Below are 19,774 nucleotides of genomic sequence, written 5' to 3'. Positions count from 1 at the left end.
ACCTACCGCGCCGACGGCGCGCTCCCGGACGGCCCCGACTCGGCGCCGGTGTACCGCACCCGCGGTGAGGTCACCCGGGAACAGGTCACCGGACTGGCGAAGGCGCTCGGGGTCGAGGGGAAGCCGGTGGCGGAGGGGGAGGGCTGGCGGATCGGCGGAAAGGACGGTTCCGGGCCCACCCTGCGGGTGGACCGGGCCGCGCCCGGCGCCTGGAGCTTCCACCGGTACGCCCCGGGCCCCGACACCTGCAAGGGCAAGGTGTGCGAGGCGCCTTCCACCGGCGGCCCGGTGGTGAGCGAGGAGGCCGCGCGGAAGGCCGCCGCGCCGGTGCTGAAGGCGGTGGGCCAGGACGACGCGAAGCTCGACGCGAGCCAGGTCACGGGCGGCTCCCGGGTGGTCAACGCCGACCCCGAGATCGGCGGGCTGCCGACGTACGGCTGGACGACCGGAGTGGTCGTCGGCGCCCGGGGCGAGGTCGTCGGCGGCAGCGGACGGCTCGCGGCACCGGTGAAGGGCGACACGTACCCGGTGGTGGGCGCCGAGGAGGCGCTGAGGTCGATGAACGCGGCGCCGGGCGCCGGCCACCGCCCGGGCATCGGCGGCTGCGCCAGTTCCGTCCCGCTGGAGGAGGAGGGACGGCAGGAGCCGTGCGGTGACGCGACCACCCTGCCGGAGAAGGACACGCTGACCGTGGACGGGGCGGTGTTCGGACTGGCCGCGCACTCCGTGGACGGACGGCAGGGCCTCGTGCCGTCCTGGCTGTTCGAGGTGCGGCCGACGGGCGCGGAGGACGCCCTGACGGTGACCTACCCGGCGGTGGACCCGGAGCACCTGGTCCCGCAGTCGCGGTCCGGGGAGGCCAGTCCGCGGCCGACCGGACCGGGGGACGAGCCGACGTCGGCGCCGTCCGCCCGGGACGTCGAGGTGCAGGGCTACACCGCCGAGGGCAGTGAGCTGACCGTGAGCTTCACGGGCGGGGTGTGCGCCGACTACGAGGCGAAGGCGAGCGAGAACGGCGACCGGGTGACGGTCACCGTGACGGAGACGCCCTGGCCGGGCAAGGTGTGCATCCTGATCGCCAAGGAGTACCAGCTGACGGTGCGGCTCGACCAGCCGCTCGGTGACCGCCGGGTCGTCGGCACGGACGGCGAGCCGGTCCCGCTGCAGAAGGACGGCGCCCGGCTGCCGGCACCGCCGTCGCGCTAGGTCCCTCGTCCGGCGGACCGTGCCGGGGACGCGGGACCCGGCACCCGTCGGTTCTCTCCGGCTCCATCCGCCGAACAGGTCCCGGAGCCCGGGAACGCCCGAAGGCGGCGGCCCCCCGGAAGGGGGCCGCCGCCTTCGTCATGCTCCGTCGGGCACGACCGGGAAGGAACTCCGGCTCAGCTGAAGGAGTCGCCGCAGGCGCAGGAGCCGGTGGCGTTCGGGTTGTCGATCGTGAAGCCCTGCTTCTCGATGGTGTCGACGAAGTCGACGGTCGCGCCGCCCAGGTACGGGGCGCTCATGCGGTCGGTGACGACCTTCACGCCGCCGAAGTCCTTCACCACGTCGCCGTCGAGGGAACGCTCGTCGAAGAAGAGCTGGTAGCGCAGGCCGGAGCAGCCGCCGGGCTGGACGGCGACACGCAGCGCGAGGTCGTCACGGCCTTCCTGGTCGAGCAGGGCCTTGACCTTGGCCGCGGCGGCGTCGGTCAGGATGATGCCGTCGGTGACGGTGGTGGTCTCGTCCGATACGGACATCTACATCTCTCCCGGGTTGTACGGAGACTGCTTGCCGACGGTTGCAACCGACGGGGCCACGGATTCATTCCGGGCCGGGCGCCCGTTCCCTTCGGCCTCTCCTCATGCTCGCACACACGGCACGGAGCGGAAACGGCATCAGTGGGCCCTTCCGGGAATGAAGGGCCGCCCATCGGGATTCACGTCACATGGACGCTATGACCCGTCGTCAAAGTGACGCGAACCGGTTATGATAGATAGCGTCAATTCGACGAAAAGTCGAAAAGGTGTCCCGCATGTCCCGCCGGGCCGGTCCAGACGGACCCGGCGAGCCGCAGAACAGAAAGGGTGCGTGTCGTGACCACCGCCCAGACCCAGGAGCTCGACGTACAGCCGACGCCCCTCGCCCTGCTGCTTCTCGGCCGAGAGGCCGACCCCAGGAGCGAGCGCGGTGTGGAGTGTCCCGGCGACCTGCCCTCGCCGTCCGACCCGGACCTGGTCGAACGCGCCCGCGCGGCCAAGGAGAAGCTCGGGGACAAGGTCTTCGTGCTCGGTCATCACTACCAGCGCGACGAGGTCATCCAGTTCGCCGACGTCACGGGAGACTCCTTCAAGCTGGCCCGGGAGGCCGCCGCGCGGCCGGAGGCCGAGTACATCGTGTTCTGCGGCGTCCACTTCATGGCGGAGTCCGCGGACATCCTGACCTCCGACGACCAGAAGGTGGTCCTGCCGGACCTCGCGGCCGGCTGCTCCATGGCCGACATGGCCACCGCCGAGCAGGTCGCCGAGTGCTGGGACGTGCTGACCGAGGCCGGGGTGGCCGAGCAGGTCGTCCCCGTCTCCTACATGAACTCCTCCGCCGACATCAAGGCCTTCACCGGCAAGCACGGCGGCACCATCTGCACCTCCTCCAACGCCAAGCGCGCCCTCGACTGGGCCTTCGAGCAGGGCGAGAAGGTCCTCTTCCTCCCCGACCAGCACCTGGGCCGCAACACGGCGGTGCGGGACATGGGGATGTCGCTGGAGGACTGCGTCGTCTACAACCCGCACAGGCCGAACGGCGGGCTGACCGCGGACGAGCTGCGGGCCGCGAAGATGATCCTGTGGCGCGGCCACTGCTCGGTGCACGGCCGTTTCAGCCTGGACTCGGTCAACGACGTGCGCGAGCGGATCCCGGGCGTGAACGTCCTGGTCCACCCCGAGTGCAAGCACGAGGTCGTGGCCGCCGCGGATTACGTCGGGTCGACCGAGTACATCATCAAGGCGCTGGAGGCGGCCCCGGCCGGCTCCAAGTGGGCCATCGGCACGGAACTGAACCTGGTGCGCCGGCTGGCGAACCGTTTCGCGCCCGAGGGCAAGGAGGTCGTCTTCCTCGACAAGACGGTCTGCTTCTGCTCCACCATGAACCGCATCGACCTCCCCCACCTGGTGTGGGCGCTGGAGTCGCTCGCCGAGGGCAAGCTGGTCAACCGCATCGAGGTCGACCGGGAGACCGAGGCGTTCGCGAAGCTGGCGCTGGAGCGGATGCTGGCGCTGCCCTGACCGGCCCGCTGCCGTGACCGTCCGGTTTCACGGCCGCCCATGACGAAGGCCCACCCGCGACGAGGGTCGCGGGTGGGCCTTCGCCCGTATGCGGGGCCGGTCAGACCCGCGCCGGTTCCGGGCCGTCCGAGGCGGTCTCCGGAGCGGCCTCCCCCTTCTTCAGCGCCTTCTTGCGCGCACGCCGTTCCTTGCGCAGCTCCAGCATCGTGTAGAGCGTCGGGACCAGGAGCAGGGTGAGCAGGGTCGACGTGATCAGGCCGCCGATCACCACCACCGCGAGCGGCTGGGCGATGAAGCCGCCCTCGCCGGTGACGCCGAGCGCCATCGGGAGCAGGGCGAAGATCGTCGCCAGGGCCGTCATCAGGATCGGCCGCAGACGGTGGCGGCCGCCCTCCAGCACGGCCTCGACGACGCCGTGGCCCCGGTCGCGGTACTGGTTGATCAGGTCGATCAGCACGATCGCGTTGGTCACCACGATGCCGATCAGCATCAGCATGCCGATCATCGCCGGGACGCCCATCGGGGTGCCGGTGACGAGCAGCAGGCCGAGCGCGCCCGTCGCCGCGAACGGGATGGACACCAGCAGGATCAGCGGCTGGGCGAGCGAGCGGAAGGTGCCGACCAGCAGCATGAAGACGATCGCGATCGCGGCCAGCATGGCCAGGATCAGGTTGCCGAAGGCCTCGTCCTGGTCGGCGGTCACGCCGCCGATCTCGGCCGTCGCGCCCGCCGGGAGCGTCAGCGCGTTGATCTCGGTCTGCAGTTCCGCGCTGACCGCGCCGGTGTTGTCGCCGATCGGCCGGGCGGTGACGGTGGCCGAGCGCTGGCCGTCGATCCGGGTCATGGACACCGGGCCGTCCACCAGCTCGACGGTGGCGATGTCACCCAGCTTCACCGGGCCGAGCGGCAGCTTCTTCAGTTCGGCCAGGGTCGTGGCCGTCCGCTCCGAGCGGACGACGACGTCCCGCTCGGTGTCGTCCAGCACCACCTTGGCGACCGGGGTGCCCCGCACCGCCTGGGCGACGGCCGCGCCGAGCGTCTGGTCGTTGAAACCGGCCGCGGCGGCACGGGAGTCGGCCTCGACCGAGATGCGCGGCACGCTCTGCGCCAGGTCGCTGGTGACGTCGGTGACGTCGTCCAGGGAGGCCACGGCCTTCTGCACCTGGTCGGCCGCCTCGCGCAGCACCTGCGGGTCGGCCGCCTTAACGACGACGCTCAGGTCCTGGTTGCCGAAGCCGTCGCCGGCCGCGACGGTGGTGGTGCCGATGCCGTCGAGGGCGGCGAGACCCTTCTCGAGGCTGTCCCGCACGTCCTCGTGGGAGGCGGAGTCCTCCAGCATCACCTGGTACGTCGCCCGGTTGGTGTCCGTACCGCCGCCGAAGGCCGCCATGAAGCCGGACGAGCCGATCGTGACCTGGTGGTCCTTGACGCCCTCGGTCTCGTCGAGCAGCTTCTCGACCTTCTTGGCCTGGGCGTCGGTCGCCGCGAGGCTGGTGCCCGGCTCCAGCTCCTGGCGGAGGGTGAGGACCTTCTGCTCGCCCTGGTCGAAGAAGTTGGTCTTGAGCAGCGGTGCCATGGCGAACGTGGCGATCAGGACGACGACCGCGATGGCCAGGCTGGCCAGCCTGCGCCGGGTGGCGAAGCGCAGGACGGAGAGGTAGCCGCGCTGGAGGCGGCTCTTCGCCTCCTTCTCCTCGGCCAGCCGGCGGGCCTCCTCGGCGTCCTCGGGGGTGCCCTTCGGGGGCCGCAGGAACCAGTACGACAGGACGGGGACGACCGTCAGCGACACCAGCAGGGACGCCAGCAGCGCGGCGGTGACGGTGAGGCTGAAGGAGCCGAACAGCTCGCCCACCATGCCACCGACCAGGCCGATCGGCAGGAAGACGGCGACCGTGGTGAGCGTCGCGGAGGTCACCGCGCCGGCCACCTCGCGCACCGCCTTCATGATCGCCTCGTGGCGCTCCTCGCCGTAGCCGAGGTGCCGCTTGATGTTCTCCAGGACGACGATGGAGTCGTCCACGACCCGGCCGATCGCGATGGTCAGCGCGCCCAGGGTCAGCATGTTCAGCGACAGGTCGCGCGTCCACAGCACGATCAGGGCGAGGACCACGGAGAGCGGGATGGAGACCGCCGTAACCAGCGTCGAGCGGATCGACGTGAGGAAGACCAGGATCACCAGGACCGCGAAGACGAGGCCGAGCGCGCCCTCGGTGGTCAGGCCCTCGATGGCCTGGGACACCGCCGGGCCCTGGTCGCTGACGACGGTGAGCTCGGCGCCCGAGCCGAGGTCCTCGCGCAGGTCGGGCAGCAGGTCGGCGACGGCGTTCGAGATCGTGACCGCGCTGCCGTCGTGGTCCATGGTGACCACCACGGCGAGGCTGGGGCTGCCGTTGGTGCGGGTGAGGGAGTCGGCCGCGGCCTCCCGCTGTTCCACGTCGGCCACCGAACCGAGGCGGACCGGCTTGCCCTTGCCGGGCTCGCCGGTGACCATCAGGTCCTCGATCTGCTGGATCGAGGTGTAGCCGCCGCCCACCTGGACGGTGCGGTTGGCGCCGTCCTCGTCGAAGGAGCCGGCCGGGACGGTCGCACCGCCCGCCTGCAGGGCCTGGGTCAGCGCCTGCGGCGTGAGACCGGCCTTGGCCAGCTTCGCGTCGTCGGGGGTGACGGTGACCTGGAGCTCCCGTACGCCGTCCACCATGACCTGGCCGACGCCGTCGATGTCCTTCAGCGCGGGCACCACGGTCCGGTCGAGCTGGTCGGCGAGGGCCTGCTGGTCCTTGTCGGAGGTGACGGCGAGGACCACGGTCGGGATGTCGTCGGTGGAACCGGCGACGACCTGCGGGTCCACGGCGTCGGGCAGCATCGCGCGGGCCCGGTTGACGGCCTGCTGGACGTCGGCGACGAGCTGCTCGGTGTCGTTGCCGAAGTCGAAGGACGCCATGATCACGGCGTTGCCCTCGCTGGCCTTCGAGGTGACGCCGGAGATGCCGTCGACGGCCTCCAGGTTGGCCTCGATGGGCTCGACGACCTGCTTCTCCACCACGTCGGGGGACGCGCCCTGGTACGGGGCGATCACGGAGACCATGGGCAGTTCGATGGTGGGCAGCAACTGCTGCTTGAGCTGAGGTATCGCGATCGCCCCGAACACGAGCGCGATGATCGACATCAGTCCGATCAGCGCCCGTTGTGCGAGGCTGAATCTGGCCAGCCAGGACATGGGTGACGGGTCTCTCTTCCGTGAGCGGTCAGGGGTACGGGACGTACCTGGAGGGACAGGGGCGGGCGCGGAGGGGCGTCCGTTCTCCACACTGGGGCATCGGTGAGGGCCGATCCGTAGGCCCGAGGTCCTGTTCCTCGGGCGGCGCCTACTCCCTGCGCAGTACGCCCGCCGGTGCTCAGTCCGCCCTCGGACGGACCAGCCCCGATTCGTAGGCGGTCACCACCAGCTGGGCCCTGTCCCGGGCGCCCAGCTTGGCCATGGCCCGGTTGACGTGCGTCTTCACCGTCAGCGGGCTGACCTCGAGGCGTTCGGCGATCTCGTCGTTGGAGTGCCCGCCGGCCACCTGGACCAGCACCTCGCGCTCGCGGACGGTGAGCGACTCCAGGCGTTCGGCGCGGGCGGGGTCGCGGTCGGCCTCGCCGGCCGCGTCCTCCTGGGCGAGGAAGCGGGCGATCAGGCCCTTGGTGGCGGCCGGGGAGAGCAGGGCCTCGCCCTCGGCGGCGATCCGGATGGCGTTCAGCAGCTCGTCCGGTTCGGAGCCCTTGCCGAGGAAGCCGGAGGCGCCGGCGCGCAGGGACTGCACCACGTAGTCGTCGACCTCGAAGGTGGTCAGGATCACCACCCGGACCGCGGCGAGTGCGGGGTCCGCGCTGATCATGCGGGTGGCGGCGAGACCGTCGGTGCCGGGCATCCGGATGTCCATCAGGACGACGTCGGCCCGCTGCTCGCGGGCCAGCCGGACCGCCTCCGCGCCGTCGGACGCCTCGCCCACCACCTCCATGTCCGGCTCGGAGTCGACCAGCACCCTGAAGGCACTGCGCAGCAGTGCCTGGTCGTCGGCGAGCAGGACGCGGATCGTCATACGGGCTCCCCCGGTGCGCTGGTCACAGGCCGTCCTGGGCGGACGTGCGGGTCTCGACGGGCAGGATCGCATGGACGCGGAAACCGCCGCCGTAGCGGGGACCGGTGGTGAGGGTGCCGCGCAGGGCGGTGACGCGTTCGCGCATGCCGAGCAGTCCGTGTCCGCCGCCGGATCCGTCACCGGGGGCGCCGACCTGGCCGTCGCCGGTGCCGTCGTCGAGGACGGTGATCTCGACGTGGGGTCCCACCCGGACGACGCTGACCTCCGCCTTCGCCGCGTCGCCGGCGTGCTTGCGCACGTTGGTGAGGGCCTCCTGGACGATCCGGTAGGCGGCCAGGTCGACGGCGGCGGGAAGGACGGTGCCCTGGTCGGCCCGGGCGACCTCGACCCGCAGCCCGGCGCTGCGGAAGGTGCCGGCGAGTTCGTCGAGGCGGTCCAGGCCGGGCGCCGGTTCGGTGGGCGCCTCGGGGTCGCCGGACTGGCGCAGCAGGCCGACGGTGGCCCGCAGTTCGCCCAGCGCGGAGCGGCTGGCCTCGCGGACGTGGGCCAGCGCCTCCTTGGCCTGGTCGGGCCGTCTGTCCATGACGTGGGCGGCGACCCCGGCCTGGACGTTGATCAGGGCGATGTGGTGGGCGACCACGTCGTGCAGATCGCGGGCGATACGCAGCCGCTCCTCGGCGACGCGGCGGCGGGCCTCCTCCTCACGGGTGCGTTCGGCCCGTTCGGCGCGTTCGCGGATGGCCCGGACGAAGGCGCGGCGGCTGCGGACGGCGTCCCCGGCGGTGGCGCCGATGCCGGTCCAGGCGAAGATCGCCAGGTTCTCCTGGGCGTACCAGGGCAGCGGCCCGGCGATCATGGCGGTGCCGGTGAGCACCGTCGTGGTGAGCAGGCCGATGCGCCAGGTGGTGGGGCGGTCGGTGGTGGAGGCGACGGTGTAGAGCGCGAGCACGGCGCACATGGCGACGGGGGCGCGGGGATCGCCGGTGACGGACTCCACCACGGAGGCGCCGCCGGCCAGGACGAGGACCCGGCGCGGGGCACGCCGGCGGAAGACGAGCGCGGCGGCGCCCAGGGTCATGAGGACCAGGCTGAGCGGGTCGGGGGGGCGCAGCTTCCAGGTGACGCCGTCCGGGCCGTGCGGGTCCACGAAGGATCCGGCCAGCATGCACACCAGGACGCCCGCGGCCAGGGCCGCGTCCAGGGCGAAGGGGTGGGCCCGCAGCCGGCACCGGGCACGCGTCAGGGTTCTCACGGCTGTTCACCGTAGCCGGGGCGGGCGTCCCCGCGTACGGGAGCGGTGTCCGCACGTACGGGGCCGGTGTCCGGGCGGCCGTCCCGGGGGCCGCGCCCCGGCCCCCGCCCGGACTCCCTCGTCCTCGTCCTCGACCGCCGGACGGGCCGGCGGTCCCCGGGCACCCGTCAGGGGCCCGGGATGAGGCCGTCGTCGCTGAGCAGTTCCCGGACCTCCTCCAGGGTGGCGTCCGGGGACGGGAGGATGAGGTCGGAGGGCTCCAGGGAGTCGTCCGGCAGCGGCTCGCCGAGGTCGTGCACCTTGGCCAGCAGCGCGTGGAGGGTGGCGCGGAAGCCCGGCCCGTCGCCGTTCTCCATCTCGGCGAGCAGCTCCTCGTCCAGCTTGTTCAGCTCGGCGAGCCGGCTCTCCGCCAGCGTCACCTGTCCCTCCCCCATGATCCGTACGATCATGTCACCCTCCTAGGCGTGGGCCCGTGCCCCGTCGGTGGTGCCGGTGACTACTGCTTGTCGAAGCGCGGGGTGTCCTGCGGCTGCTGCTGGGACTGCGCCTGGTCCTGGGTCCGGTCGGTGCCGCCCTCGATGGCCTGCTGCCCGCCGGTGGTGCCCCCGGCCAGCTCGGCCTTCATGCGCTGCAGTTCCAGCTCTACATCCGTACCACCGGAGAGCCGGTCCAGCTCGGCCTGGATGTCGTCCTTGTGCATGCCGGAGGGGTCGTCCAGGGCGCCGGAGGCGAGCAGTTCGTCGATCGCGCCGGCCCGCGCCTGGAGCTGGGCCGTCTTGTCCTCGGCCCGCTGGATCGCCAGCCCGACGTCGCCCATCTCCTCGGAGATGCCGGAGAAGGCCTCCCCGATCCGGGTCTGCGCCTGCGCGGCGGTGTACGTGGCCTTGATGGTCTCCTTCTTCGTCCGGAAGGCGTCCACCTTGGCCTGGAGCCGCTGGGCCGCGAGGGTGAGCTTCTCCTCCTCGCCCTGGAGCGTCGCGTGCTGCGTCTCCAGGTCGGTCACCTGCTGCTGGAGGGCGGCGCGGCGGGAGAGCGCCTCGCGGGCCAGGTCCTCGCGGCCCAGCGCGAGCGCCTTGCGCCCCTGGTCCTCCAGCTTGGAGGACTGCGACTGGAGCTGGTTGAGCTGGAGTTCCAGGCGCTTGCGGCTGGTCGCCACGTCGGCGACACCGCGGCGGACCTTCTGGAGCAGCTCCAACTGCTTCTGGTACGAGTAATCGAGGGTCTCGCGCGGGTCCTCGGCCCGGTCAAGGGCCTTGTTCGCCTTCGCGCGGAAGATCATCCCCATACGCTTCATGACACCGCTCATGGGCTTCGCGCGCCCCCTTCTGACGGACTCCGGCTCACAGATCTGCGACAGAACCCACAGTACGGGCCCTGCTTCCATTACCGCACTGTTCGGGGACGGATGCGCTCATCCCCAAGAACGAATGACCGCCCTCCCGATCCGGCGTAAGGAGTAGGTGATCCCCGGGGGCGGGGCGGCCGACCGCCCCGGGATCGCCGTGTCCCCTCCGCGTCTCCTCTGTCCTTCTGGAGACGAGTGGTGTTGCCGGATCGTTCCCCCCGGGGCTGGGGTCCAACCCCGGTCACCCCGTACCCTTGGGTTTTGTGTTCCGTAGCCGTGCCAAGGAAGAGAAGGCATCGGTCGCCGACAAGGCGACGGTGACCGACTCCAAGCAGCCCCGTCATCCGGAGGCCCCCAAGGGCCGCCCCACGCCCAAGCGCAGCGTGGCCCAGTCCCAGCGTCGCAGCGTGGCCAACACGTCCATGACGCGCAAGGAGGCCGCCAAGCGGCAGCGCGAGGAGCGCCGTGCCGCGCTGGAACGTCAGCGCCAGGCCCTGGCCAGCGGCGACGAGCGCTACCTGCCCGCCCGCGACAAGGGTCCGGTGCGCCGGTTCGCCCGTGACTTCGTCGACTCGCGGTTCAACATCGCCGAGTACTTCCTGCCGATGGCCGTGGTCATCCTCGTGATGAGCATGATCCAGGTGCCCGCCCTGCAGAACGCCTCGCTGCTGCTGTGGCTCGTGGTGATCGTGATGATCGTGCTCGACTCGATCGTCACCGGCTTCCGGCTCAGGAAGCAGCTCACCGAGCGCTTCCCCGACGACAACCGTCGCGGCGCGGTCGCCTACGCGCTGATGCGTTCGCTCCAGATGCGCCGGCTGCGCCTGCCCAAGCCCCAGGTCAAGCGCGGGGAGCGGCCCTGAGCGCCACCCCGTTTGCCGGCGCCGCGGCGCGGGCCTGGCTGGACAAGCTCGGTGGCCTGCGCGACGTCGTCCGGCAGGAGCTGGTGGCCCGCCAGCTGGAGGAGCAGATAGTCGGGCGCTTCCCGGTCGGCCGGCGGCTGCGCGTGCTCGACGTGGGCATGGGCCAGGGCACGCAGGCGCTGCGGCTGGCCCGGGCCGGCCACGAGGTGACCGGCCTGGAACGGGAGGCGACGATGATCGCCGCCGCGCGGAAGGCCCTGGCCGGGGAACCGGAGGGCATCCGGGAGCGGATGCGGATCATCGAGGGCGACGGCCGGGACACCGGGGTGCACTTCCTGCCGGGCAGCTTCGACGTCGTGCTGTGCCACGGCGTGCTGATGTACGTCGAGGAGCCGGACGCGCTGCTCGCGGGCCTGGCCCGGATGCTCGCGCCCGGCGGACTGCTGTCGCTGCTGGTGCGCAACGGCGACGCGCTGGCGATGCGGCCGGGCCTGTCCGGCGACTGGGCCGGGGCGCTGGCCGGCTTCGACTCGGTGACGTACCGGAACCGGCTGGGACTGGACGCCCGCGCCGACCGGCTGAAGACGCTGACGGCGACGCTCGCGGGGATCGGCGCGCCCCTGCACACCTGGTACGGCGTGCGGGTCTTCACGGACACCGCGGCCGACGGCGCGGAGGTCCCGGACGACCTGGAGACCCTCCTCGCGGCCGAGGAGCGGGCCGGCCGCACGGACCCCTACCGCGCGGTGGCGGCGCTGCTGCACCTGTGCGGGGTACGGGGCTGAATCCTCCGCACCGTGGTGGGCGAGGGCCCGGCCGGCCCCCGCCCGGGGCTCACGCCTCCTCGGCCTGCAGGCTCATCGGCCCGTAGATCTCCGTGGTGTCCTCCAGCAGCCGCACCTGGTCGGCGCCGCCCTCCAGCAGTGCCTTCCAGTTCTCCCCGATCCAGGACTCGGCGTCCCCCTGCGTGGGGAACTCCTCCGGCGGCACCGCGGGCTCGACCTGCGTCCCGTCGGCCTTCTCGAACCGCCACGTCCATGCCGCCATGTACGCCTCCCATGGGTGTGAGCACACTGCACAGCGGGAGCCGGATCCCGGTCCGGCTCCCGCCCAAGAGCCTAGGCCCTTTCGCCGATCTTCCGCCTGCCCCGTGACGAAAGGGTCCACTCGGGCGCGCAGCGGCCGCGGGGACGGGCGAAAATCGAGTCCGTGGAACTGACTCTGCTCGGCACCGGTGCCCCCGCGGGACTGCCCCGCCCCGACTGTCCCTGCGCCGCGTGCGCGTCCGCGCTCGGCCCCCACGCGCGGACGGCGACCTCGCTGCTCGTGGACGGGGAGCTACTGCTGGACCTCATGCCCGGCGTGGCGTTCGCGGCGGCCCGCGCGGGGCATGCGCTGGGCGGCGTGCGCCAGGTGCTGCTGTCGCACCCGCACGACGGCCCCGCGATCGAGGTGCCGGCCGGGCTGCCGCAGCCCGGCCGGGTGCCGGACGGGCGGGAGTTGGCGCTGCTGACGGGGCATCGGGTGCGCGCGGTGGCGCTGGACGCGCCCGGCACCGGGTACGCGGTGACCGGTCCGGACGGGCAGCGGCTGCTGTACCTCCCGCCGGGCGGCGCGCCGGCCGGGCTGGAGGAGCCGGCCGAGTCGTACGCCATGGTGCTGCTGGACGTCCTGGGGCGCCCGGACGCGCTGGCGCGGCTGCGGGCGGTCGGCTCGGTGGGGCCGACCACGGACGTCGTCGCGGTCCACCTGGACCACGACGTGCCGCCGGGCGCGGAGCTGCGGCGGCGGCTCGCGGCGGCCGGGGCGCGCGCCGTGCCGGACGGGACCACGCTGGTGGTGGGCGCCTACGAGAACGTGCCCGACGTGCCCGAGGTGCCGCGGCGGACGCTGGTGCTGGGCGGGGCCCGCTCGGGCAAGTCGGTGGAGGCCGAGCGGCGGCTGGAGTCCTTCCCCCAGGTGCTGTACGTGGCGACCGGCGGGTCGCGGGGCGGGGACACCGAGTGGGCGGCGCGGGTGTCGGCGCACCAGGAGCGGCGGCCGGGGTCGTGGCGGACCGTGGAGACCTGCGACCTGGTGCCGCTGCTGAAGGACGACGGGCCGCCGCTGCTCGTGGACTGCCTGTCGCTGTGGCTGACGGACGCGATGGACGCGGTGGGGGCCTGGGACGACGCGGAGTGGGCGGACGGCGGGGAACGGGCCCTGCGGGAGCGGGTGCGGGAGCTGACCGACGCGGTGCGCGCGACCCGGCGGACGGTGGTCGCCGTCTCCAACGAGGTGGGCTCGGGCATCGTGCCCGCCACCGCGTCCGGCCGCCGGTACCGGGACGAACTCGGGCGGCTGAACGCGGCGTTCGCGCAGGAGTGCGAGCAGGTGCTGCTGGTGGTGGCGGGACAGGCGGTCGTCCTGCGGGGATGAGACGCGGGGACCGGCCGGGCCGGGTCAGCGTCTCGCCGGCTTCGGCTTGCGCGCGATGATCCGGTGGGCGTTGGCGAACGGGGTGTGGCGCGCCACGGGCGCGAGGGCGAGGTCCGCCAGCGCCGCGGCGACCACCAGCGGGGTGCCCGCGCGCAGCAGGACCGCGCGCAGGTACCGCCGGAACGGGGTCGACGGGACGGCCCGCCAGGGGGCGTCCGGGGCGGGCAGGGCGTGGGAGAGGGCCAGCGCGGTCGCGCCGGCGAGGTCGTACGGGACGTGCGCGGCGCGGTGCCCCGCGGCGACGATCTCGCAGCCGTGGGCCCGGAGTTCCGCGCGGAGGTTGCTCGGGGGCAGCAGGTGCAGCCGGCGGGGCTGGTCGTAGGGCAGCCACCAGCGGCCGAACAGGGCGGCGAACGCGCAGCGCGGGTCCAGGGTCTCGACGAGCAGGTGACCGCCGGGGCGCAGGGCGTCGAGGGCCGCGTGGAGCTCCGCGCGGGGGTCGGTGGTGTGCTCCAGGTGGTGCAGCAGGCTGACCACGTCGTAGCGGGCGGCCACCCGGGCCGCGACCCACGGGTCCGTCAGCGCTCCGACGTGGGCCTCCTCGACGCGGCCGAGCGTGCGGGCCCTCTCGACGCGCGCGGTGAGGTCGGTGCCGTCGAAGGAGGTGTACGGGAAGAACTCCCGCGCGGCCTGCGGGAAGCGGGCGAGTCCGGTGCCGACGTCCAGCCAGCTCTCCGGTTCGCCGAAGCGCAGCATCGCGCGGGCGGTGCAGCGGTGGCGCTGCGGGGTGGTGCGCAGGGCGAGGACGCGCTCGGTGGCGGGGTCCCGGGGGGCTCCGCGCACGGCCCGCCGGTGAAAGGCGAGGCCCTCGGCGGTGAGGCGGGGGTTCTGGAAGGTGTGGCCGCAGTCCCGGCACGCGTCGACGGTGAACAGACCCGGCCGGTGCCGGCGCAGATCGCCGGTGCGCAGCCGGTTGCGCAGCCGCGTGGAGCCGCACCAGGGGCAGTCCTCCCGACGCGGCTCGTGCACCCGGGCGGAGCCGTGGGGGGCGGGACCCGCCGCGGCCGAGGCGTGCGCGGTGGGTGGGGTGGGCGCGGACATGGGCGGCTCCCGGCAAGAGGACGTACGACACGGCAATCCACTGCAAAACGTTACGTAGGGGACGACTCCTCGGACCGCATCGACGCAGTGCTGGCGTGGTGCGGACGGGGCCCTCGGCGCGGTGGTGACCGGTGCTCCGTCGTGTTCGACCGGGGCCGGTACTGTTCGGCGAATGAGCTCGCTTAATCTCGACGACTTCACCGATCTGATCGAGCGCCCGGACGGCGGGGTGCGCCGCGACGCGGAGGCGCGCCGGGAGCGCCTGACCGTGCCGCCCGGATCGCTGGGCCGCCTCGACGACCTGGGTGAGTGGCTGGCCGCAGCGCAGTCCGCGGTGCCGGTGCGGCCGATCGAACAGCCCCGGGTGGTGCTCTTCGCCGGGGATCACGGGGTCGCCGAGCTGGGTGTCTCGGCGCGGGCCGCGGGCAGCGCCGTGGAGCTGGTGCGGGAGGTGCTGGAGGGCGGCCGTCCGGTGTCCGTGCTGGCCCGGCGGCTCGGGGTGCCGGTGCGGGTGGTCGACATGGCCCTGGACTGCGACCCCGCGTCGCTGCCCGAGGACGTCGTACGGCACCGGGTGCGGCGCGGCAGCGGGCGCATCGACATCGAGGACGCGCTGAGCCCCGAGGAGGCCGAGGCGGCGTTCCGGGCCGGGACGGCCGTGGCCGACGAGGAGGCCGACTCCGGTACGGACCTGGTGGTGCTCGGCGACCTGAGCGTGGGCGGGACCACCGCGGCGGGCGTGCTGGTGGCCGCCCTGTGCGGGACGGACGCGTCGGTGGTGACCGGGCGCGGCGGGCTGGCGATCGACGACCTGGCGTGGATGCGCAAGTGCGCGGCGATCCGCGACGCGCTGCGCCGGGCGCGGCCCGTGCTGGGCGACCAGTTGCAGCTGCTGGCGACGGTGGGCGGCGCCGATCTCACCGCGATGACGGGCTTCCTGCTCCAGGCCGCGGTGCGCAAGCTGCCGGTCGTGCTCGACGGGGTGGTGGCGTCGGCGTGCGCGCTGGTGGGCCAGCGGGTCGCCTTCCGGGCGCCGGACTGGTGGCTGGCCGCGCACGACAGCGGTGAGCCGGCCCAGGCGAAGGCACTGGACCGGATGGCCCTCGAACCCCTCCTCACCCACGGCGTCACCGTGGGTGAGGGCACCGGCGGCCTGCTGGCCCTGCCCCTGGTCCAGGCGGCCGCCGCCCTGGCGGCGGAGCTCCCGGAACGCCCGGAGGACGCGAAGGGCGCAGAGGACGCGGAGGACGCGGAGGACGCGGAGCGACAGCCGGAGGCCGGACCGGAAACGGGACCGGGGACGGGACCGGGACCGGAGCAGGAAGCAGCGCAGGAGCGGTAGGGGCCGCGGCCCGGTTCAGCGGTGTTCGAGGGGGCGCGGCGGGGTCGGGTCCGGTTTGCCGCCGATCCAGTCCTGGACGGCGCGGCGGGGACCGGACCAGCGGCGGTCGTGGTGGTAGGCGCGCAGGACGGCCTTGGCCCGCGCCCGGGGCCGGTTCCGGTAGAAGCGCTTGGCCCACAGGGAGTCGGGACGGGCCAGGCGCAGGGCGCCGATGAGGGCGACGGCGGGCACGATCACGCCGAACAGCGCGATCCGCGCCTTGCCCTTGCTCAGCGCGATCAGCGCGAAGAGGAAGTTCACGCCGACGCTCCCCGCGACGCCCGCGCGGTTGTGGAGCTCCTCCGGGGAGAGGTCGTTGACGCCGAACGGCACGAAGCCGGCCAGCAGCAGGCCGACCAGGGCGGCGGTGAGGACGACCATCTCGACGCTCTTGCGGCCGGCCTCGGTCCAGTAGACGTCGTCGAGGTGCAGGATCAGGGCGAACTCGTCCAGGACGAGGCCCGCGCCGACGCCGAAGACGACCGCGCTGAGCGCCGCGCCGAGGCCGCGCCCCTGGCCCGCCAGCGCGCCGAAGCCCCCGGCCACCGCGAGGATGACGCCGGGCACCACGTGGTGGACGTGCACGTCGCCGGCCTTGATGTTGCCGAAGGGCCCCTTGCCGGCCCGGATCAGGCGGGTGATGACCCGGGTGACCACGAAGGTGAGGACGAAGGCGGCGAGGGCGAGGAGCAGCGGCAGCTTGCCCGGCTCGACGATGTTCCGCTCCAGCCACTGTCCCATATGGGCACTTTATCCGTGGTCGCCGAAGGTACCCCGGTGACCGCCGGGTAATCTGCGCCGGTGTCCGCACCCTCCCCGACCTCCCCGGCCGACGGCCTCCGCTTCGCCTTCGGCACCCTCACCGTGCTCCCGGTCCGGGTGACCCGCTGGGACCGCCCGGCCGCGCGCGCCGGGATGCTGTGCGCCCCGCTGGCCGGGCTGGTGGTCGGGGGCACGGCCGCCGCCGCCGGACTGCTGCTGCTGTTCCTCGGCGCGGGCGCGCCGCTCGCCGCCGTCGCCACGGTCGCCGTACCGGCCGCCCTGACCCGGGGGCTGCACCTCGACGGCCTCGCCGACACCGCGGACGGGCTCGGCAGCGCCAAGCCCGCCGAGGACGCGCTGCGGATCATGAAGCAGTCGGACATCGGGCCGTTCGGGGTGCTCACGCTCGTCCTGGTGCTGCTGGCCCAGGTGGCCGCGCTGGCGCAGGCGTACGGCGGGTCCTGGGCCCGGGGCGCGCTCGCCGCCGTCGTCTCGGCGGTCGCGGCCCGGCTGGCCCTCACGCTGGCCGCCCGCACGGGGGTGCCGCCCGCCCGTCCGGAGGGGCTGGGCGCGGCGGTCGCGGGGGCGGTGCCGGTGGCGGGCGCGCTGCCGGTCGCCCTCGCGGTGACCGGGGCGGCCGCGGCCGGGGGCGCGTTCCTCGGGGCGTACGACGCGGTGCGCACCGTCCTCGCGGTGGTGCTGGCCGTCGTCGCCGCCGAACTGCTGCTGCGGCGCTGCGTCCGCCGCTTCGGCGGGGTCACCGGTGACGTGTTCGGCGGGCTCGCGGAGACGGCGGCGACGACCGCGCTGGTCGTCGTGTCACTGGGCTGAAACGCCCCCTTCCCGCTCCCGCGGTCCCGCGGGCCGCGCCCTGCCCCGGCCCGCCGAACGCACCGGGGACCGGGGGACGTTGCCCTTGACGTCCCACCGGCCGCGGCCCGGCACGACGGTGACGGGTGCCGGGCTCAGCAGGCCCGGCGCCACGCCCCCAGTTCGTACTTCTTGAGCAGCGAGCTCAGCCCCAGCCGCCGGGACTCGGCGCAGAAGCGGTCGGTGGGCAGCTCGTACTCGGCGTGGAAGACGGCCTTGCCCGCCTCGACGAACGGCGTCAGCCGCGCGCACTCGCCGTACTGGGCGCACTGTTCGTTGACCGCGAAGTCGAAGTCGCCGACGAGCTGCGGGATCTGGTCGAGGTCGTTCTTCAGGCCGACCGCCAGTCCGCGCTCGTGGGCGAGCCGGGCGACGAGGCGGTTGTAGCGGAGCTGGTCGCGCGCGGTGAGCGGGAAGCCGGTGCGGTTGCGGTAGCCGTCCATGTTGTCCGGCTCGACCGCGTCGAAGCCCTTGTCGCGGCACATGTCGAGGCGTTCCGCCATGATCGGCTCCAGGACGTCGGTGCGGCGGATGTCGAGCCACCGCTCGCCCTCCCAGCCGTTGCCGCGGCCGATCACCGCCTCGGGGAAGGCGTCCGCGTCCGGACGGAAGTCCTCCCAGGCGCCGGTGGAGAGGTAGCAGATGACCCTGCGGCCGTCGCGGTGCAGCTTCGCGACCGTCTCCCGGGAGTGCTCGAAGCCGTCGATGTCGTAGACCGGCACGTCGACGGAGGTGTCGAGCCGCCCGCTGAGCTGCCACTGCCAGTCGGTGCCGGGTCCGGGCCGCCAGCGGGAGCCGTCCCTCCCCGGGTCGGGCGCGGGCGCGGTCGTGCAGGCCGCGAGCAGCAGGGCGAGCAACAGGGCGAGCGGGAGCGGTCTTCTCACCGGCGGTCTCCGGAACGGGCGGCAGGGGGCCTCCAGGATGACCCCCGTGGTAGCGCGGCCCGACGGCGGGCACCCGGCACACGGCCGTCGCATCACCGAAAGGTGAACGCCCGCAAGAATGAGCGCGCGCACATACGCGCGTAGTCTCGTCCCGAGTGTTCGCCGCACCGGGGATGGACCCGCCGAAACCGCACCCGCACGTCGCCATTAGGGTCGGCTGCCGGGCCCGGTCGACCCACACCGCTCGGCCACAGCAACTTCACATCGGAAGCGAGAATTCACCACCGTGACTGCTCTCACTCTCAGCACCGCCGCGGTGCCCGGCCTGCGGGCCGACGCGATCGTGATCGGTGTCGCCAAGGGCGCTGCGTCCAGGTCCGGGAGCCTGGTCGTCGCACCGGGTGCCGAAGACCTGGACAAGGCGTACGACGGCAGGCTCGCCGGCGTCCTGGAGACCCTCGGCGCGTCCGGCGCCGAGGGCGAGGTGACGAAGCTCCCCGCGCCGGCCGGCTTCAAGGCACCGCTCGTGGTGGCGGTGGGCCTGGGCGACCGGCCCGAGAAGGACACCGCCTACGACACCGAGGCGCTGCGCACGGCCGCCGGCGTGGCCGCCCGCGCCCTCGCCGGATCGAAGAAGGCCGCCTTCGCCCTGCCCCTGGCGGACGCCGACGCCGTCGGCGCGATCGCCGAGGGCGTGCTGCTCGGCGCCTACTCCTTCGACGCCTACAAGAACGGCAACGGCTCCGAGGCCCGGAAGAACGGCAAGGCGCCGCTGGCCGAGGCCGCGCTGCTCGGCGGCAAGCCCCGCGACAAGGCGTACAAGGCCGCCGTCGAGCGGGCCGTCGCCGTCTCCGAGGAGCTCAACCGCGCCCGCGACCTGATCAACACCCCGCCGAACGACCTCAACCCCGAGGCGTTCGCGGCCATCGCCCAGGCGGCGGCCAAGGAGCACGGCATCAAGGTGCAGGTGCTCGACGAGAAGGCCCTGGCCAAGGGCGGCTACGGCGGCATCCTCGGCGTCGGTGCCGGCTCGGCGTCGGGCCCGCGCCTGGTGAAGCTGTCGTACACCTCGTCCAAGGCGAAGCAGCACCTCGCCTTCGTCGGCAAGGGCATCACCTACGACTCGGGCGGCATCTCGCTGAAGCCGGCCGGGCACAACGAGACGATGAAGTGCGACATGAGCGGTGCCGCCGCCGTGTTCGCCGCGGTCGTCGCCGCCGCCCGCCTCGGCCTGGAGGTCAACGTCACCGGCTGGCTGGCCCTGGCCGAGAACATGCCCTCCGGCTCCGCCACCCGTCCGGGTGACGTGCTGCGCATGTACAGCGGCAAGACCGTGGAGGTGCTCAACACCGACGCCGAGGGCCGTCTCGTCCTCGCCGACGCGCTGTGGGCCGCCTCCCAGGAGAAGCCGGACGCGATCGTGGACGTCGCGACCCTGACCGGCGCGATGATGCTGGCGCTGGGCAACCGCACGTTCGGGATCATGGCGAACGACGACGCGTTCCGCTCCGCGGTGCATGAGGCCGCCGAGCAGGTCGGCGGCCTCATGCACCGCG

General features: G+C 73.4%; 18 protein-coding genes. 8 read left to right on the top strand and 10 right to left on the bottom strand.

The features are described 5' to 3' along the window. On the top strand, positions 1 to 1,206 hold a 1,206-nt coding region (locus B7L92_RS23430; protein ID WP_255311103.1), incomplete at its 5' end, for a hypothetical protein. Positions 1,207 to 1,382: 176 nt separating this feature from the next. Here B7L92_RS23430 and B7L92_RS23425 read toward each other — a convergent pair. Further along, the gene (locus tag B7L92_RS23425) at positions 1,383 to 1,739 is read right to left on the bottom strand and encodes an iron-sulfur cluster assembly accessory protein (protein ID WP_030340884.1); all 357 of its coding nucleotides are present in this window, start codon (positions 1,737 to 1,739) and stop codon (positions 1,383 to 1,385) included. Between the two features lie 336 nt (positions 1,740 to 2,075). Between B7L92_RS23425 and nadA the strand changes: the two genes are divergently transcribed. Beyond that, positions 2,076 to 3,260: a quinolinate synthase NadA gene (nadA, locus tag B7L92_RS23420; RefSeq protein ID WP_026085254.1), complete on the top strand. Its 1,185-nt coding sequence runs from the start codon at positions 2,076 to 2,078 to the stop codon at positions 3,258 to 3,260. Positions 3,261 to 3,360: 100 nt separating this feature from the next. Here nadA and B7L92_RS23415 read toward each other — a convergent pair whose 3' ends face one another. The 5 genes from B7L92_RS23415 to B7L92_RS23395 all read right to left on the bottom strand — a co-directional run bounded on the left by B7L92_RS23415 (position 3,361) and on the right by B7L92_RS23395 (position 9,900). Beyond that, positions 3,361 to 6,477 carry an efflux RND transporter permease subunit gene (locus B7L92_RS23415; protein ID WP_081239413.1) on the bottom strand — a complete coding sequence of 1,039 codons (3,117 nt, stop codon included), beginning with the start codon at positions 6,475 to 6,477 and terminating at the stop codon, positions 3,361 to 3,363. A gap of 178 nt (positions 6,478 to 6,655) precedes the next feature. Beyond that, positions 6,656 to 7,342, bottom strand: a complete 687-nt coding sequence (locus tag B7L92_RS23410; RefSeq protein WP_081239412.1) for a response regulator — start codon at positions 7,340 to 7,342, stop codon at positions 6,656 to 6,658. Positions 7,343 to 7,364: 22 nt separating this feature from the next. Further along, the gene (locus B7L92_RS23405) at positions 7,365 to 8,594 is read right to left on the bottom strand and encodes a sensor histidine kinase (RefSeq protein ID WP_081239411.1); all 1,230 of its coding nucleotides are present in this window, start codon (positions 8,592 to 8,594) and stop codon (positions 7,365 to 7,367) included. Positions 8,595 to 8,761: 167 nt separating this feature from the next. Continuing rightward, on the bottom strand, positions 8,762 to 9,043 hold the full coding sequence (gene pspAA, locus B7L92_RS23400; protein ID WP_081239410.1) for a PspA-associated protein PspAA: 282 nt from the start codon (positions 9,041 to 9,043) through the stop codon (positions 8,762 to 8,764). Positions 9,044 to 9,090: 47 nt separating this feature from the next. After that, a complete protein-coding gene (locus tag B7L92_RS23395; protein WP_078495430.1) occupies positions 9,091 to 9,900 on the bottom strand; it encodes a PspA/IM30 family protein in 810 nt (269 codons plus the stop codon). Between the two features lie 224 nt (positions 9,901 to 10,124). On the opposite strand from B7L92_RS23395, the gene B7L92_RS23390 reads away from it, so the two are divergent. Next, positions 10,125 to 10,802, top strand: a complete 678-nt coding sequence (locus tag B7L92_RS23390) for a DUF3043 domain-containing protein (RefSeq protein ID WP_081239409.1) — start codon at positions 10,125 to 10,127, stop codon at positions 10,800 to 10,802. Between the two features lie 83 nt (positions 10,803 to 10,885). Then, on the top strand, positions 10,886 to 11,587 hold the full coding sequence (locus tag B7L92_RS23385; protein ID WP_081239408.1) for a methyltransferase domain-containing protein: 702 nt from the start codon (positions 10,886 to 10,888) through the stop codon (positions 11,585 to 11,587). Positions 11,588 to 11,636: 49 nt separating this feature from the next. On the opposite strand, the gene B7L92_RS23380 is transcribed toward B7L92_RS23385, so the two are convergent. Further along, the gene (locus B7L92_RS23380; RefSeq protein WP_016826623.1) at positions 11,637 to 11,849 is read right to left on the bottom strand and encodes a hypothetical protein; all 213 of its coding nucleotides are present in this window, start codon (positions 11,847 to 11,849) and stop codon (positions 11,637 to 11,639) included. A gap of 162 nt (positions 11,850 to 12,011) precedes the next feature. Between B7L92_RS23380 and B7L92_RS23375 the strand changes: the two genes are divergently transcribed. Then, complete coding sequence (locus B7L92_RS23375; protein WP_081239407.1) at positions 12,012 to 13,220, top strand: bifunctional adenosylcobinamide kinase/adenosylcobinamide-phosphate guanylyltransferase; 1,209 nt, start codon at positions 12,012 to 12,014, stop codon at positions 13,218 to 13,220. Positions 13,221 to 13,244: 24 nt separating this feature from the next. On the opposite strand, the gene B7L92_RS23370 is transcribed toward B7L92_RS23375, so the two are convergent. Then, complete coding sequence (locus tag B7L92_RS23370) at positions 13,245 to 14,321, bottom strand: class I SAM-dependent methyltransferase (protein ID WP_081239406.1); 1,077 nt, start codon at positions 14,319 to 14,321, stop codon at positions 13,245 to 13,247. Positions 14,322 to 14,493: 172 nt separating this feature from the next. Between B7L92_RS23370 and cobT the strand changes: the two genes are divergently transcribed. Continuing rightward, complete coding sequence (gene cobT / locus B7L92_RS23365; RefSeq protein WP_081239405.1) at positions 14,494 to 15,663, top strand: nicotinate-nucleotide--dimethylbenzimidazole phosphoribosyltransferase; 1,170 nt, start codon at positions 14,494 to 14,496, stop codon at positions 15,661 to 15,663. 15 nt (positions 15,664 to 15,678) lie between these two features. Here cobT and B7L92_RS23360 read toward each other — a convergent pair whose 3' ends face one another. Then, positions 15,679 to 16,443: a hypothetical protein gene (locus B7L92_RS23360; protein ID WP_081239404.1), complete on the bottom strand. Its 765-nt coding sequence runs from the start codon at positions 16,441 to 16,443 to the stop codon at positions 15,679 to 15,681. A 60-nt stretch (positions 16,444 to 16,503) separates the two neighbouring features. On the opposite strand from B7L92_RS23360, the gene B7L92_RS23355 reads away from it, so the two are divergent. Beyond that, entirely contained in the window at positions 16,504 to 17,295 is a 792-nt protein-coding gene (locus B7L92_RS23355; protein WP_081239403.1) for an adenosylcobinamide-GDP ribazoletransferase, read from the top strand. Between the two features lie 134 nt (positions 17,296 to 17,429). Here B7L92_RS23355 and B7L92_RS23350 read toward each other — a convergent pair whose 3' ends face one another. Beyond that, entirely contained in the window at positions 17,430 to 18,218 is a 789-nt protein-coding gene (locus B7L92_RS23350) for an endo alpha-1,4 polygalactosaminidase (protein ID WP_081239402.1), read from the bottom strand. Between the two features lie 286 nt (positions 18,219 to 18,504). On the opposite strand from B7L92_RS23350, the gene B7L92_RS23345 reads away from it, so the two are divergent. Beyond that, the coding region (locus B7L92_RS23345; protein WP_107501581.1) for a leucyl aminopeptidase at positions 18,505 to 19,774 on the top strand (1,270 nt) is incomplete at its 3' end.

Origin of the sequence: Streptomyces viridosporus, from assembly GCF_002078235.1 — a bacterium.
Classification (GTDB): Bacteria; Actinomycetota; Actinomycetes; order Streptomycetales; family Streptomycetaceae; genus Streptomyces; species Streptomyces viridosporus.
This window is presented reverse-complemented; position numbering and strand designations above follow the sequence as displayed.